This window comes from Pseudomonas sp. HLS-6 (genome assembly GCF_002753995.1).
GTDB classification, from domain to species: Bacteria; Pseudomonadota; Gammaproteobacteria; order Pseudomonadales; family Pseudomonadaceae; genus Aquipseudomonas; species Aquipseudomonas defluvii.
In genome coordinates, this window is the sequence record NZ_CP024478.1 from 4736472 (window position 1) to 4751821 (window position 15350).

Annotated in this window: 11 protein-coding genes; 8 read left to right on the forward strand and 3 right to left on the reverse strand. The window is 59.9% G+C overall.

Annotation, left to right across the window (positions count from 1 at the left end; genetic code table 11):
• Positions 1 to 143 precede the first annotated feature (143 nt).
• From CS390_RS22365 to CS390_RS22375, 3 genes are read left to right on the forward strand one after another with little or no spacing between them, the layout of a single operon-like run.
• Positions 144 to 1415 (forward strand): YeaH/YhbH family protein, encoded by a 1272-nt coding sequence (locus CS390_RS22365; RefSeq protein WP_065759037.1) that lies wholly within the window; start codon positions 144 to 146, stop codon positions 1413 to 1415.
• A complete protein-coding gene (locus CS390_RS22370) occupies positions 1412 to 2974 on the forward strand; it encodes a SpoVR family protein (protein ID WP_099775994.1) in 1563 nt (520 codons plus the stop codon). The genes CS390_RS22365 and CS390_RS22370 overlap by 4 nt, the downstream gene beginning before the upstream one ends.
• A 60-nt stretch (positions 2975 to 3034) precedes the next feature.
• A complete protein-coding gene (locus tag CS390_RS22375; protein WP_099775996.1) occupies positions 3035 to 4264 on the forward strand; it encodes a multifunctional CCA addition/repair protein in 1230 nt (409 codons plus the stop codon).
• On the opposite strand, the gene folK is transcribed toward CS390_RS22375, so the two are convergent.
• Both folK and folB read right to left on the reverse strand, forming a co-directional pair.
• Positions 4261 to 4818: a 2-amino-4-hydroxy-6-hydroxymethyldihydropteridine diphosphokinase gene (gene folK, locus CS390_RS22380; protein ID WP_099775997.1), complete on the reverse strand. Its 558-nt coding sequence runs from the start codon at positions 4816 to 4818 to the stop codon at positions 4261 to 4263. The two genes, CS390_RS22375 and folK, sit on opposite strands and share 4 nt — an antisense overlap.
• The gene (gene folB, locus CS390_RS22385) at positions 4809 to 5162 is read right to left on the reverse strand and encodes a dihydroneopterin aldolase (protein ID WP_065759041.1); all 354 of its coding nucleotides are present in this window, start codon (positions 5160 to 5162) and stop codon (positions 4809 to 4811) included. Before folB ends, folK begins: the two co-directional genes overlap by 10 nt.
• A 74-nt stretch (positions 5163 to 5236) precedes the next feature.
• On the opposite strand from folB, the gene plsY reads away from it, so the two are divergent.
• Positions 5237 to 5806 carry a glycerol-3-phosphate 1-O-acyltransferase PlsY gene (gene plsY, locus CS390_RS22390; RefSeq protein ID WP_065759042.1) on the forward strand — a complete coding sequence of 190 codons (570 nt, stop codon included), beginning with the start codon at positions 5237 to 5239 and terminating at the stop codon, positions 5804 to 5806.
• A gap of 26 nt (positions 5807 to 5832) precedes the next feature.
• On the opposite strand, the gene tsaD is transcribed toward plsY, so the two are convergent.
• Positions 5833 to 6858, reverse strand: coding sequence for a tRNA (adenosine(37)-N6)-threonylcarbamoyltransferase complex transferase subunit TsaD (gene tsaD / locus CS390_RS22395; protein WP_065759043.1), 1026 nt, complete (start codon positions 6856 to 6858; stop codon positions 5833 to 5835).
• 200 nt (positions 6859 to 7058) lie between these two features.
• Here tsaD and rpsU point away from each other — a divergent pair, with 200 nt between their 5' ends.
• The 4 genes from rpsU (at position 7059) to CS390_RS22415 (ending at position 15340) form a co-directional block, all read left to right on the forward strand.
• On the forward strand, positions 7059 to 7274 hold the full coding sequence (rpsU, locus tag CS390_RS22400) for a 30S ribosomal protein S21 (protein ID WP_002551877.1): 216 nt from the start codon (positions 7059 to 7061) through the stop codon (positions 7272 to 7274).
• A gap of 301 nt (positions 7275 to 7575) precedes the next feature.
• Positions 7576 to 9549 (forward strand): DNA primase, encoded by a 1974-nt coding sequence (gene dnaG, locus CS390_RS22405; protein ID WP_099775999.1) that lies wholly within the window; start codon positions 7576 to 7578, stop codon positions 9547 to 9549.
• Positions 9550 to 9617: 68 nt separating this feature from the next.
• Positions 9618 to 11468 (forward strand): RNA polymerase sigma factor RpoD, encoded by a 1851-nt coding sequence (gene rpoD / locus CS390_RS22410; protein WP_065759045.1) that lies wholly within the window; start codon positions 9618 to 9620, stop codon positions 11466 to 11468.
• Positions 11469 to 11596: 128 nt separating this feature from the next.
• Entirely contained in the window at positions 11597 to 15340 is a 3744-nt protein-coding gene (locus CS390_RS22415) for a bifunctional diguanylate cyclase/phosphodiesterase (RefSeq protein ID WP_065759046.1), read from the forward strand.
• Positions 15341 to 15350: the final 10 nt, after the last annotated feature.

A 15350-nucleotide genomic window follows, 5' to 3' on the forward strand; every position in this document is an offset into this window, starting at 1 on the left:
TGCTACACAGGCTTGAGGGAAGTTGTCGGAAAGCTGGCGGCGTGGTTCAGCCACACTCAGTGCGCACCCGAGCAGTCCGTTTCGGATGTTCTGGCCGATTGACCCGCCAAAGGTTTTCCAAGACGGCTTCATAAGGAGCAGTCATGAGCTATGTGATCGACCGACGTCTGAACGGCAAGAACAAGAGCACGGTTAACCGCCAGCGCTTCTTGCGGCGCTACCGCGACCACATCAAGAAAGCCGTCGAGGAGGCCGTAAGCCGCCGCTCCATTACCGATATGGAGCACGGCGAGCAGATCAGTATTCCCGGGCGCGATATTGACGAGCCGGTGCTGCACCATGGCCGCGGCGGCAAGCAGACCGTCGTCCACCCCGGCAACAAGGAGTTTACCGCTGGCGAACATATCGCCCGCCCTCAAGGCGGCGGTGGCGGCAGCGGACGCGGCAAGGCCGGTAACTCCGGCGAAGGCATGGACGAGTTCGTCTTCCAGATCACCCAGGAAGAGTTTCTCGAATTCATGTTCGAGGACCTCGAATTGCCCAACCTGGTCAAGCGTCACCTGGCCGGTACCGACACCTTCAAAACAGTACGCGCCGGTATCAGCAACGAAGGCAACCCGTCACGCATCAACATCATTCGCACATTGCGTTCTGCCCATGCACGGCGTATTGCCCTGTCTGGCAGCAGCCGCGCCAAACTGCGCGAGGCTCAGGAAGAACTTGCCCGACTGAAACAGGAAGAACCTGACAATTTCGGCGACATTCAAGCCATAGAAGCGGAAATAGAGCGGTTGAGTGCGCGCATTCATCGCGTCCCCTTCCTTGATACCTTCGACCTCAAGTACAACTTGCTGGTCAAACAGCCCAACCCAAGCTCAAAAGCCGTGATGTTCTGCCTGATGGACGTTTCCGGGTCCATGACCCAGGCGACCAAGGACATCGCCAAACGCTTTTTCATCCTCCTGTACCTGTTCCTCAAGCGTAACTACGACAAGATCGAAGTCGTGTTCATCCGCCACCACACCAGTGCCCGCGAAGTGGACGAGGAAGAGTTTTTCTATTCGCGGGAGACCGGCGGCACCATCGTTTCCAGCGCCCTGAAAATGATGCAGGAGATCATGGCCGAACGTTACCCGGCCAACGAGTGGAACATCTACGCCGCCCAGGCCTCGGACGGCGACAACTGGAATGATGACTCGCCGATCTGCCGCGAGATCCTCAGCAAGCAGATCATGCCCTTCGTGCAGTACTACACGTACGTCGAGATCACCCCACGCGAGCACCAGGCCCTGTGGTTCGAGTATGAGCGCATCGGCGAGTCCTTCCCCGACACATTCGCCCAGCAACAACTGGTATCGGCCGGTGATATCTATCCGGTCTTCCGTGAACTCTTCCAGCGCAGGTTAGTGACATGACCGCCAGAGAACAGAAGCGCCAACCCATTTCCACGGGGTCCGAATGGACGTTCGAACTCATCCAGGCCTATGACCGTGAGATCGGCCGCCTGGCAGAGCGCTATGCCCTGAACACTTACCCCAACCAGATCGAGGTGATCACCGCCGAGCAGATGATGGATGCCTATGCCTCGGTCGGCATGCCGCTGGGCTACCACCACTGGTCGTATGGCAAACACTTTCTCAGCACCGAGAAGTCCTACAGCCGCGGCCAGATGGGCCTGGCGTACGAGATCGTCATCAACTCCGACCCGTGCATCGCCTACTTGATGGAAGAAAACACCATCTGCATGCAGGCGCTGGTGGTGGCCCATGCCTGCTATGGCCACAACAGCTTTTTCAAGGGCAACTACCTGTTCCGCACCTGGACTGACGCCAGCTCGATCATCGACTACCTGGTGTTCGCCAAGCAGTACATCACCCAGTGCGAGGAGCGGCATGGCATTGATGCCGTGGAGGACCTGCTCGACTCCTGCCATGCCCTGATGAACTACGGTGTAGACCGTTACAAGCGCCCCTACCCGATCTCTGCTGAAGAAGAACGGCGTCGGCAAAAGGACCGTGAAGAACACCTGCAGAAACAGATCAACGACCTGTGGCGCACCATACCCAAGAACAGCGACAAGAACAGCGACAGAGACAACGCACGCTTCCCGGCCGAGCCACAGGAGAACATCCTGTATTTTATCGAGAAGCATGCACCGCTGCTTGAGCCCTGGCAGCGTGAAGTGGTGCGCATCGTGCGCAAGATCGCCCAGTACTTCTACCCACAACGGCAAACCCAGGTGATGAACGAAGGCTGGGCAACCTTCTGGCACTACACCCTGATGAACGACCTGTACGACGAAGGGCTGGTGACCGACGGCTTCATGATGGAGTTCCTCCAGTCGCACACCAGCGTGGTGTTCCAGCCAGGTTTCGACAGCCCCTACTACAGCGGCATCAACCCTTATGCCCTGGGCTTTGCCATGTACCGCGATATTCGCCGCATGTGCGAAAACCCCACGGAAGAAGACCGTCGCTGGTTCCCCGACATCGCAGGTGGCGACTGGCTCTCGACCATCAAGTTCGCCATGAGCAGCTTCAAGGACGAGAGCTTCATCCTGCAGTACCTGTCGCCCAAGGTCATCCGCGACCTCAAGCTGTTCAGCATCCTCGACGATGACCAACGCGACGACCTGCTGGTGCCCGCGATCCACGACGAAGCCGGCTACCGGACCATTCGTGAGACCCTGGCCGCCCAATACAACCTGGGCAACCGCGAGCCCAACGTGCAGATCTGGAGCATTGACCGGCGGGGCGACCGCTCGCTGACCCTGCGCCATCAGCAGCACGACCGAAAACCCCTGGGGGACTCCACCGAAGAAGTACTCAAGCACCTGCACCGTCTCTGGGGCTTCGATATCCACCTGGAAACCCTGCAGGGCGACCAGATCGTCAAAACCCACCATGTGCCGCCCAAAGGCGAACACTCGGACGGCGATTACGGTCGCCTCGACCTGGCCGTCGTACACCTGTAGCGAAGCCAGCCTCCGTTGCTGCCGGACAGGGTATCCTGTGGCATCAACGGAGGTTTTTTAATGCACATCTACAAGGTCGGCGGCGCGGTACGTGACCGCCTGCTCAACAGGCCCGTAACAGATATCGACTGGGTGGTAGTGGGCGCGACAGTCGAGCAGATGCAAGCCTTGGGCTATCGCCCGGTCGGCGCCGACTTTCCGGTTTTCCTGCATCCACGCAGCGGCGAGGAATATGCGCTGGCACGCACGGAGCGCAAGAGCGGGCGTGGCTATGGCGGGTTCACCTTTCACGCAAGCCCCGAGGTCACCCTTGAAGAAGACCTCATCCGCCGCGACCTGACCATCAATGCCATCGCCGAAGACGAACACGGCCAGGTGTTTGACCCCTACAACGGCATCCGCGATCTCGAAGCACGCATCTTACGCCATGTTTCCCCGGCGTTCGCCGAAGATCCCCTGCGCGTATTACGGGTAGCCCGTTTCGCCGCGCGGTATGCCTACCTGGGCTTCACGGTGGCTCCGGAAACCCTTGAACTGATGCGCCAACTCAGCGCCTCCGGGGAACTCCAGGCCCTTACGGCAGAACGCAGCTGGAAGGAAATCTCTCGCGCACTTATGGAAGACCAGCCACAGGTCTTCATTGAGGTGCTCCGGGCGTGTGGTGCGCTGAAGGAGTTGCTGCCCGAGGTCGATGCGTTGTTCGGTGTACCGCAGCCGGCTGCACACCACCCGGAAATCGACACCGGCCTGCACACCCTCGCCGTGCTGGAACAGGCGGCCGTGCATCAACAGCCCCTCAGCGTGCGCTGGGCTTGCCTGCTGCACGACCTGGGCAAAGGCCTGACCCCTGAAGCGCAATGGCCACAGCACATTGCCCACGAGCATCGCGGGCGGCCCTTGATCAAAGCGGTCAACCAGCGTTTCAAGGTACCGCGAGACTGCCAGGAACTGGCAATACTGGTCGGCGAGTACCACACCCACAGCCACCGGGCCCTGGAGCTCAAGGCGTCGACCCTGCTGGAGCTGTTGCAGCGCTTCGATGTGTATCGCCGCCCAGAGCGTTTTGAGGCGTTCATCGCGGCCTGCGAAATGGACGCCCGTGGGCGCCTTGGGCTGGAACAGCGGGCCTACCCACAAGCGGACTACCTGCGTGGTGCGGCTGCGGCAGCACGCGCGGTCGCAGTCCAGCCATTGGTGCAGCAAGGCCTGACGGGGCAAGCCTTGGGTGATGCGCTTAAATCAGAGCGGCTGAAGGCGCTGAAGGCCTACAAGGACGCGGCCGCACACTAGCACGCCTCATCAGCCTTGGCGGCGCCTGCATCGCCGCCGAGGCTGTCCTGACGCGTCAGTTGCTGACCGCGCCACTCGAACGGTACAGGCGCCAACACCTGTTCGATATGCGAGTCGGCCCACAACTGAGCCATGGTCTTACCGACTTCCACATGAACCAGTTCAGGGGCAATCAGCGACAATGGCCAGAGCACGAAGGCATTTTTCAGAATTTCGGCACGCGGCAGCACCAGACCATCGAAATTACCGACCAGATCGCCGTACAGCAGTACATCGATATCCAGCGGCAGGCCTTTGCGCTCAGGCGCATAGCGACCGTTGTCGGCCTCAATGAACTTCAAGCGACGATCCAGCTCCGTCAGCGGCAAATCGGTCTTCGCTACCACCACCAGATTGAAGAACGGGCCACTCTTGATGCCCACCGCCTGGCTCTCGAACACCGCTGAACAGTGCATGTCCACAAGGAACGATGCCAGCGCATCAAGCCCTGCGGTCAAATGCCGTTCTCGCTCGGTATTGCTACCAAGCCCAAGGTAAACCGTGGTCAGAGACATCCGCGCTCAATCTCCACACCCACCCCGCTGGCTTCCGGGACGGCGCCGGGCTTGGTCAGCTTGAGGTGCAGCCAGGGAATCTGAAATTCGTCCATCAGCACCTTGGCCAAGCGCTCGGCAAAGGTTTCCACGAGTTGGAACTGTGCCTGCTCGGCAAAGGCCTGGATGCGCGCCGACACGCTGGCATAATCGAGGGCCAGCGTCAGGTCATCACCTGCGGCTGCCGGGCGATTGTCCCAGGCGAATCGCAGGTCCAGCCGCAAGCACTGGCGAATACCGCGCTCCCAATCGTAAGCACCGATGACGGTATCGACTTCCAGCCCTTCGATGAACACTCTGTCCAAGCACTTTTCTCCGCTGCACGACAAGGGCGCCTTGCGCCGTTAGAATCAGGGCGTCCTCGCCCGGAATAGTTAGCATGTTTTGGTTACTGGCATTGCTCGCCTACCTGCTCGGCTCGCTGTCCTTTGCCATCCTACTCAGCCGCCTGAACGGCTGCCCCGACCCGCGCATGAGCGGTTCAGGCAACGCCGGCGCGACCAACATGCTGCGCCTGGCGGGAAAAAAACTCGCCATCCTGACCCTGCTCGGCGATCTCTGCAAAGGCCTGCTGCCCGTACTGATCGCGCAAGCGCTGGGCCTTGGCCTGCAACAACAAGCCTGGATCGGCCTGTACGCCGTCATTGGCCACCTGTTCCCAGTGTACTTTCGCTTTCGTGGCGGCAAGGGCGTCGCCACTGCCGCCGGCATGCTCCTTGGCCTCTACCCGCCGGCTGCTCTGCTGGCCATCAGTGCCTGGCTGCTTACCTTCCGCCTGACCCGTACCAGCTCGCTGGCCGCGTTGATCGCCACACCGCTCACCCTGCCCTTGCTGGCCTGGCGCGAACCTGAGGCACTGCTGCCGATAAGCGTGCTGACGATACTGATCGTCTGGCGCCATCGCGGCAATCTACGCGACCTTTTCGCCGGGCGCGAACGACACTTCTGAACCTGAAACATGAATGGCTTTCAGCTTCAAAGCGCTGGCAACTGCTCCATCGGCCAGCGCGCCTGCACTGTAATTGCCAGGCTTTCGTGCTGCCCGGCGGCCAAACGCTGGCAGCCGGCATAGGCGATCATCGCCCCGTTATCGGTACAGAACGCTGGGCGCGCGTAATACACATTGCCTTTGAGCCCGGCCAGCATCTCTTCCAACGACGCACGCAAGGCCTTGTTCGCGCTCACTCCACCGGCAATCACCAGCCGCTTGAGGCCGGTTTGCTTCAAGGCACGCCGGCACTTGATGGTCAAAGTCTCCACCACTGCCTGCTGGAAGGCCAGCGAGATGTCGCAACGGGTTTGCTCACCGTCGTCCCCAGCGCGCTGACACTGCTGCCAGGTGTTGAGCGCAAAGGTTTTCAGGCCGCTGAAGCTGAAATCCAGGCCCGGACGATCGGTCATAGGCCGCGGGAACACGAAGCGTCCCGGTACGCCCTGAGCGGCAAGGCGGGCAATCTCTGGCCCGCCCGGATAGTTCAGACCGATCAGCTTGGCAGTCTTGTCGAACGCCTCACCTGCTGCGTCATCCAGGCTCTCGCCCAACAGTTCGTAGCGACCGATACCATCCACCCGGACCAGTTGGGTGTGGCCACCCGAAACCAGCAAGGCGACGAACGGGAACTCCGGCGGCTGGGCCTCCAGCATCGGCGCCAACAGATGGCCTTCCATATGGTGTACGCCCAACGCCGGGATGCCCCAGGCAAACGCGAGGGCCTGGGCGCAGGAGGCACCCACCAGCAACGCACCGACAAGCCCGGGGCCTGCCGTATACGCGATGGCATCGATCTCGGTCGCGACACAGTCGGCCTCGGCCAGCACCTGCCGGATCAACGGCAGCATGCGCTTGACGTGATCACGCGAGGCAAGCTCGGGCACCACCCCGCCGTAGACACGGTGAAGGTCGATTTGACTGAACAGCGCGTCGGCCAACAAACCGCGTTCACTGTCGTATAATGCGACGCCGGTTTCGTCGCAGGATGTTTCCAATCCCAGTACTAGCATGGGTCTATGCCTTGTATAGGCTGAATTCGAAGGCGCGCATGATAGTCCCCGTACCCGATGCCGACCAGCGGTTTTCGATCAGAGGCTTTGCATTCCGAGCGTCTAAGGGTTAACATCCGCAACCCTTAAAAACCGACGTTCTCCAGCGCACATTTTTGCCACGAGTACGTTGCCCCGGTACTAAATGAAGGTAGCTCTGGATGCCAGCCGTCAAAGTTAAAGAGAATGAACCCTTCGACGTAGCTCTGCGTCGTTTCAAGCGCTCCTGCGAAAAAGCCGGTGTACTGGCTGAAGTTCGTAGCCGCGAATTTTACGAGAAGCCGACTTCCGAGCGTAAGCGCAAGGCTGCTGCTGCAGTTAAGCGTCACGCCAAGAAAGTCCAGCGCGAGCAGCGCCGCGCCGTTCGTCTGTACTAATACAGACGTTCGACCACGCTTCTGCCTAACCCGGTCTAAACGCCGGGTTGTCGGCAGATGATGTTTTACTCAGGCCTAAACACCTGAGCTGCAGAAACCGCTCGTCGGTTGAAGCAGGCCTTCCAATCGTCAGAACTGGCATCACGCCAGCTGTGCACGTCAACACTGACGAGTCCTCACGGGCTGCAGGCGAGCACACTCTTCCACACTTGTGTTATGAACATTCGACCACGCTCGAATGCGCAGCCGTTCCCGCAGCATTAGCGATTACACTGGTTTATCGCCTGATGATGAGAGTGCCATGGCCGGGCTGATACCCCAAAGTTTCATTGACGACCTCCTCAACCGCACCGATATCGTCGATGTGGTGAGCTCACGCGTCCAACTGAAAAAAGCCGGCAAGAACCTCACCGCCTGCTGCCCGTTCCATAAAGAGAAGACCCCTTCTTTCAGCGTCAGCCCCGACAAGCAGTTCTACTACTGCTTTGGCTGCGGCGCTGGTGGCAACGCCCTGGGCTTCATCATGGACCACGACAACCTGGACTTTCCCCAGGCTGTCGAGGAACTGGCCAAAGCGGCCGGCATGGAAGTGCCACGCGAAGAAGGCCAGCGCGGGCACAAGCCCCGGCAACCGACCGATTCACCGCTCTATCCACTGCTGGAAGCCGCCGCGGAGTACTACCGCCAGGCCCTGAAAAGCCACCCGACGCGCAAATCAGCAGTCGAATACCTCAAAGGGCGTGGCCTGTCCGGTGAAATTGCCCGCGACTTCGGCCTGGGCTTCGCCCCGCCCGGCTGGGACAACCTGTTCAAGCACCTCAGCAGCGATACACTGCAGCAAAAAGCCATGATCGACGCCGGGCTGTTGATCGAAAACGTCGAAACCGGCAAACGCTATGACCGCTTCCGCGATCGCGTCATGTTCCCGATCCGCGATAGCCGGGGCCGCGTCATCGCCTTTGGTGGCCGCGTGCTGGGGGACGACAAGCCCAAGTACCTGAACTCCCCGGAGACGCCTGTATTCCACAAGGGCCAGGAGCTGTACGGGCTCTACGAAGCGCGCAAGTTCAACCGCAATCTCGATGAAATTATCGTCGTAGAAGGCTACATGGACGTCATCGCCCTGGCCCAGCAAGGCCTGCGCAATGCCGTAGCCACCCTGGGCACAGCCACCAGCGAAGAACACCTCAAGCGCCTGTTCCGCGTGGTGCCCAGCGTGCTGTTCTGCTTCGACGGCGACCAGGCTGGCCGCAATGCCGCCTGGCGCGCACTGGAAGCCGCCCTGCCGAGCCTGCAGGATGGTCGCAAGGCACGCTTCCTGTTCCTGCCCGAAGGTGAAGACCCTGACACCCTGATTCGCGCCGAAGGCACAGACGCCTTCCGCGCACGGATCAACCAGCACGCTCAACCGCTTGCCGATTACTTTTTTCAACGACTGACCGAAGAGGCCGACCCGCGCTCGCTCGAAGGCAAGGCCCACATGGCCACCCTCGCCGCACCGCTGATCGACAAAGTGCCCGGTGCAAACCTGCGCGCCCTGATGCGTAATCGGCTGAAGGAAATTACCGGCCTCAATAGCGAGCAGGTCGAGCAGCTGTCGCAAAGTGCGCCCACCGAAGCGCCGCCCAGCTACGACACGGGCATCGACTACGGTGCGATGCCCGACTACACACCCGATTACAATGATTTTCATCAGCCCGAATACACGCCGCCACAGCAGCAGTGGACACCGAACAAGGGTGGCCAGAAAAAGAAGTGGGACGGCAAGCCATGGGACAAGAAAGGCAAGCCATGGGAGCGCAATGGCCGCAATCAAGAGGCGCCACCACGGGTACCGACCGCCGTCGAGCCACCCACGCTGAGCGCCCTGCGTACACTGCTGCACCACCCGCGACTGGCCAAAAAAGTCGAGGACGCCAGCCACTTCGCTGCCGAAGAGCACCATTACGCTCAGCTACTGGTGGCGCTGCTTGAGGCCTTGCAGAAAAATCCTGAGCTACGCTCATTACAGCTGATCGCACGCTGGCACGGCACTGAACAAGGCCGCTTGCTGCGAGCGCTGGCAGAAAAGGAATGGTTGATCGATGCCGACAACCTTGAACAACAGTTTTTCGACACTATAACTAGCTTGTCCGCTCGCCAACGCGAGCGCAGCCTGGAACATTTGCTCAGGAAAGCACGTCAAAGTGAACTGAGCGCAGAGGAAAAAAATCAGCTGCGCGACCTGTTAAGCCGTAATGTTCCCGCACAAAACCCGACCTCAACTGGCGCGTGAGGTCCATGCTCGGGTATAATCCTCGGCTTGTTTTTTTGCCCGCCAAGACCTTCAGTGGATAGGGTGTTATGTCCGGAAAAGCGCAACAGCAGTCTCGCATCAAAGAGTTGATCACCCGCGGTCGTGAGCAGGGCTACCTGACTTACGCGGAGGTCAACGACCACCTGCCAGAGGATATTTCAGATCCGGAGCAGGTGGAAGACATCATCCGCATGATCAACGACATGGGGATCAACGTATTCGAGAGTGCTCCGGATGCGGATGCCCTTTTGTTGGCCGAAGCCGATACCGACGAAGCCGCCGCCGAGGAAGCGGCCGCCGCGTTGGCAGCTGTGGAAACCGACATTGGTCGCACTACCGACCCAGTGCGCATGTACATGCGCGAAATGGGTACGGTTGAGCTGCTGACCCGTGAAGGCGAAATCGAAATCGCCAAGCGCATCGAGGAAGGCATCCGTGAAGTCATGGGTGCGATTGCCCACTTCCCGGGTACTGTCGACTACATCCTCAGCGAATACGACCGTGTAACCGCCGAAGGCGGCCGTCTGTCCGACGTGCTCAGTGGCTACATCGACCCGGATGACGGCATCGCCGCGCCGGCCGAAATGCCGCCACCGGTCGACACCAAAGCCGCTCCGGCTGCGGTCGCTGATGACGACGAGGAAGAGGCTGCCGAAGCCTCCGACGACGAGGAAGAGACCGAAAGCGGTCCGGATCCGGAAGTGGCTCGCCAGCGTTTCGGCGCAGTGGCCGAACAGCTCGAAGCAACGGTCAAGGTGCTGAAAAAGCACGGTCGCAACAGCAAGCAAGGCATCGCCGAACTGCTGCAACTGGCCGAGCTGTTCATGCCGATCAAACTGGTTCCAAAACAGTTTGAAGTACTGGTCGAGCGTGTACGTAGCGCCCTGGAACGCCTGCGGGCCCAGGAACGCGCAATCATGCAGCTGTGCGTACGTGATGCACGTATGCCACGTGCCGACTTCCTGCGCATGTTCCCAAGCAACGAAGTCGACCTGACCTGGAGCGGCGATCTTGCCAAGCGCAGCACCAAGTGGGCTGAAGCATTGGGCCGCCTGGACGCCGACATCGTGCGTTGCCAGCAGAAGCTGGTAGACCTGGAAGCAGAAACCGGTCTGACGATTGCCGAAATCAAGGACATCAACCGTCGCATGTCGATCGGTGAGGCCAAGGCCCGCCGCGCGAAAAAGGAAATGGTCGAGGCCAACCTGCGTCTGGTGATCTCCATTGCCAAGAAGTACACCAACCGTGGCCTGCAGTTCCTCGATCTGATCCAGGAAGGCAACATCGGCTTGATGAAGGCGGTGGACAAGTTCGAATACCGTCGCGGCTACAAGTTCTCGACCTACGCCACCTGGTGGATCCGTCAGGCGATTACCCGTTCCATTGCCGACCAGGCTCGCACCATCCGTATCCCGGTACACATGATCGAAACGATCAACAAGCTCAACCGTATTTCCCGGCAGATGCTGCAGGAAATGGGGCGCGAGCCGACGCCGGAGGAATTGGGTGAGCGCATGGAAATGCCTGAGGACAAGATCCGCAAGGTATTGAAGATCGCCAAAGAGCCGATCTCCATGGAAACCCCGATCGGTGACGACGAAGACTCGCATCTGGGCGACTTCATCGAGGACTCGACCATGCAGTCGCCAATTGATGTGGCCACTGTCGAAAGCCTCAAGGAAGCAACCCGTGACGTGCTCTCCGGCCTGACTGCACGCGAAGCCAAAGTGCTGCGCATGCGTTTCGGTATCGACATGAACACCGACCACACCCTCGAAGAGGTCGGCAAGCAGTTCGACGTGACCCGTGAGCGGATCCGTCAGATTGAAGCCAAGGCACTGCGTAAGCTGCGCCACCCGACGCGAAGCGAGCATCTGCGCTCCTTCCTCGACGAGTGATGACAAACCCCGGCCCTCGCGCCGGGGTTTTTCTTTTCATGGCATCTGCATTTAAGACTTTCGCCACTATCCCCTAGGCAAAAGCGCCGTCTACACTCGAATCAGACTACCTGTGTGACGAGGCCGCTATGCTCAGATTGCCGGCCATCCTGTTGCTGCTCCAGCTTCTCTGGAGTGCAACGGCCGGCGCCTTGACCCTGACAGACGAAGAACAAGCCTGGCTCAGTGCGCACCCGCAACTGCGCCTAGGCGTCGATGCTTCCTGGCCACCCTTTGAATACCGGGACCAGGAGGGTCGCTACCAGGGACTGGCCGCCGACTACATCACCTTGCTCGAGGATCGCCTGGGGGTCGCATTCAAACCGATCGAACCGATCAGTTGGACTGCAGTACTGGAGGAGGCTCGAAACGGCAAACTGGATCTGTTGCCAGGCATCATGTCGACGCCTGAACGACAAAGCTACCTGTCCTTTACGCGTCCCTACCTGGATTTTCCGATTGTCATTCTTGCCCATCAGGGCGGCGCGCAACCCCACGACCTGAAAGACCTCTATGGCCTGAAAGTCGCCGTGGTTGAGAACTACGCCCCCCACGAACTGTTACGCACCCATCACCCCGACCTCAATCTGGTCGCCCTGCCCAACGTCAGCTCGACCTTGCAAGCCCTGGCGACAGACCAGGTCGATGCGGTGGTCGGCGACCTGGCATCTAGTATCTGGAGCCTGCGCCAGCAGAAGCTGGAAGGCTTGTATGTCAGCGGGGAAACCCCCTATCGCTATCAACTGGCAATGGCCGTGCCCCGCGAGGAAAAAATACTCGTCGCAATCCTCGACAAAGTCCTGGCCGACATGAGCCCGGGCGAGATCAGCAATATCCAGGAGCGCTGGGTCGGCAAGGTGTTGGATCGCCGCACAGGCTGGTACGACCTGCTGATGTATGGCTTGCCAGGGATCCTGGTGCTGCTCACCATCCTGGCGGTGGTCATCTGGAGCAACCGCCGACTCAGCTCCGAGATTTCCAGACGCATCGCCCTTGAACAGGAGTTGCGTAGCAGCGAATACCACTACCGCGGCTTGATCGAGAGCCTTTCGGCCATCGCCTGGGAAGCCGACACCGAAGATTTCACCTACAGCTACGTCTCGCCCCATGCCGAAAACCTGCTGGGCTATCCACTCAGCGACTGGCTCAAGCCCGGCTTCTGGAACAGCATTCTGCACCCCGACGACGCGCTTTGGGCACAGGCCTACTGTGACAGCGAAACCGCTGCAGGACGCGATCACAGCCTCGACTACCGGGTGATCACTGCCGACGGGCGTAGCCTGTGGGTGCGCGACATCGTCAGCCTGATCGAACACGGGCACAAGCCGGTCATGCGCGGCTTGATGATAGACATCAGTGAAGCCAAGAATACCGAACTGGCCCTGCGCCTTTCTGAGCAAAAGTTCGCCTCAGTGTTCCAGCAGTGCCCAGACATCCTGGTTATCGCCCGCCTCAGCGACGGCTGCCTGCTTGAAGTCAACGAAGCCTTCGAGGAGCAGCTTGGCCTGAGCCCGGCACACGTCATCGGCAAGACCGCCACCGAGTTGAACATCTGGGGCATCGAAGGCATAGGCCCCAAATTACTGCGGCGCCTGCAGGCCGGAAAGGTGCGCAATCTTGAGATGCTGTTCAAACGTCGCAATGGCCAGGTGTTTACCGGGCTGACCTCGGTCGAGGCCTTCCAGCTGGATAGCACGCCTGCCCTGGTGGTGGCCGTACGCGACATCAGCCAACTCAAGGAAGCCCAGGATCAGTTGCAAACATCCGAAGAGAAGTTCGCCAAGGCTTTCCATGCCTCACCCGACGGGCTTCTTCTGTCGCGCCAGCGAGACGGCAGGCTGATTGAAGTCAACGAAGGGTTCTGCCGCCTGACAGGCTATGACCTGAGCGTGACGCTGGACCGCACATCGATTGACCTGGGCATCTGGGTTGACCTCAATGAACGCAAACGCCTGCTGGAACTGCTGGAAAGGGACGGCTTCGTGCGCGACTACACCTGCCATATTCGCCGCAGCGACGGGCAGATTCGCCTGTGTGAGCTCTCAGCGCGGCCACTGCCCATCGCCGGCGAAGAGTGCATGCTGACCATCGCGCGCGATATTACCGAGCGCCACCTGATGCAGGAAAAACTGCAACTGGCTGCCACTGTCTTCGAGAATACGGCCGAGGGCGTGCTGATCACCGATACCGAGCAGCGTATCAGTGCGGTCAACCGGGCTTTCAGCGAGATCACCGGCTACAGCGAATTCGAGGCGCTGGGCCAGACACCGCGCCTGCTCGCGTCTGGCCAGCACGACAGCGCCTTCTACGCGGCCATGTGGCACCAACTGACCGCCGAAGGCCACTGGCAAGGCGAAATTCAGAACCGCCGCAAGAACGGCGAAGTGTACCCAGGCTGGCTGACCATCAGTGCCGTACGTAATAGCGGCCGGGAAATCACCCACTTCGTGGCAGTGTTCGCCGACATCTCCAGCATCAAACATGCCCAGGCCAAGCTCGACTATCAGGCGCACCATGATCCACTGACCGGCCTGCCCAACCGTACCCTGTTTGAAAGCCGGCTACAGGCTGCCCTGAGTTGCACACAAACCTCCAAGGCTCAGGGCGCGGTGCTGTTTCTCGACCTGGACCGCTTCAAGCACATCAACGACAGCCTTGGTCACCCGGTCGGCGACCTGCTACTCAAAGGCATCGCCCATCGCCTGAAGGAGCAAGTGCGGGATATCGACACCGTCGCCCGCCTGGGCGGTGACGAGTTCATCATCCTGCTTCCCGGCCTGCACCAACCCAGCGACGCCGAACACATCGCCGCCAAGCTACTGAATTGCTTCAGTGCACCCTTCCAGGCGGGCGAACATGAGTTTTTTACCAGCGCCAGCATCGGTACCAGCCTTTATCCACAGGACGGCAGTGACGTTGCATCACTTATCCGAAACGCCGACGCCGCGATGTACCGTTCCAAAGCCAAGGGCCGCAACCGCGTCGAATCCTACACACGCGACCTGACCGCACAGGCCAGCGCGCGCGTTGCCTTGGAGCATGAACTGCGCAGAGCCATTGAGCGCGACGAACTGAGCCTGTACTACCAGCCTAAGTTCAGCCTGAAAACCCAAAGCCTGATTGGTGCCGAAGCCCTGATTCGCTGGAGCAACCCCACCTTTGGTGATGTTCCGCCCGAACACTTCATTGCGTTGGCAGAAGAGAACGGCATGATTCTGCAACTGGGCGACTGGGTGCTGGAACATGCCTGCCGACAAATGCAGCAATGGAAAGAGACCTACCTCGCCTTCGGCCCACTGTCGATCAACCTGGCGGGGGCCCAGTTACGTCAGCCCAGCCTGGTCAAACGTATTGAACAGTTGCTCAATACCTACCACCTCAGCGCGGGCGACCTGCAGTTGGAGATCACTGAGAACTTCATCATGAGCCAGGCCGAAGAGGCCCTGGCGATTCTGCACCAACTCAAACGCCTGGGCGTACAGTTGGCTATCGACGACTTCGGCACCGGCTACTCATCGCTCAGTTACCTCAAGCGCCTGCCGCTGGACATCCTCAAGATCGATCAGTCATTCATCCGCGGCCTACCGGACGACCCGCATGACGCAGCGATTGCCCGCGCCATTATCGCCCTGGGCCGCAGCATGCAACTGACCATCATTGCCGAGGGCGTAGAGAACCTTGCCCAACAACGCTTCCTCGCGGCCGAGGGCTGCGAACAGATCCAAGGCTACATCGTCAGCTTGCCATTACCACCCGAAGAGTTTGCCGCGACCTTTCTTCGTATAGCAGTTTCAGATCTTTCGGATGGCACAGCCTGGAAACCCTCGTTATAATCCGCGACCA

What these genes read in the sequence shown, in the direction of transcription:
- CS390_RS22365 (WP_065759037.1), top strand. Translation starts at nt 144, where the DNA reads ATGAGCTATGTGATCGACCGACGTCTGAACGGCAAGAACAAGAGCACG.
- CS390_RS22370 (WP_099775994.1), top strand. Translation starts at nt 1,412, where the DNA reads ATGACCGCCAGAGAACAGAAGCGCCAACCCATTTCCACGGGGTCCGAA.
- CS390_RS22375 (WP_099775996.1), top strand. Translation starts at nt 3,035, where the DNA reads ATGCACATCTACAAGGTCGGCGGCGCGGTACGTGACCGCCTGCTCAAC.
- folK (WP_099775997.1), bottom strand. Translation starts at nt 4,818, where the DNA reads ATGTCTCTGACCACGGTTTACCTTGGGCTTGGTAGCAATACCGAGCGA.
- plsY (WP_065759042.1), top strand. Translation starts at nt 5,237, where the DNA reads ATGTTTTGGTTACTGGCATTGCTCGCCTACCTGCTCGGCTCGCTGTCC.
- tsaD (WP_065759043.1), bottom strand. Translation starts at nt 6,858, where the DNA reads ATGCTAGTACTGGGATTGGAAACATCCTGCGACGAAACCGGCGTCGCA.
- rpsU (WP_002551877.1), top strand. Translation starts at nt 7,059, where the DNA reads ATGCCAGCCGTCAAAGTTAAAGAGAATGAACCCTTCGACGTAGCTCTG.
- dnaG (WP_099775999.1), top strand. Translation starts at nt 7,576, where the DNA reads ATGGCCGGGCTGATACCCCAAAGTTTCATTGACGACCTCCTCAACCGC.
- rpoD (WP_065759045.1), top strand. Translation starts at nt 9,618, where the DNA reads ATGTCCGGAAAAGCGCAACAGCAGTCTCGCATCAAAGAGTTGATCACC.
- CS390_RS22415 (WP_065759046.1), top strand. Translation starts at nt 11,597, where the DNA reads ATGCTCAGATTGCCGGCCATCCTGTTGCTGCTCCAGCTTCTCTGGAGT.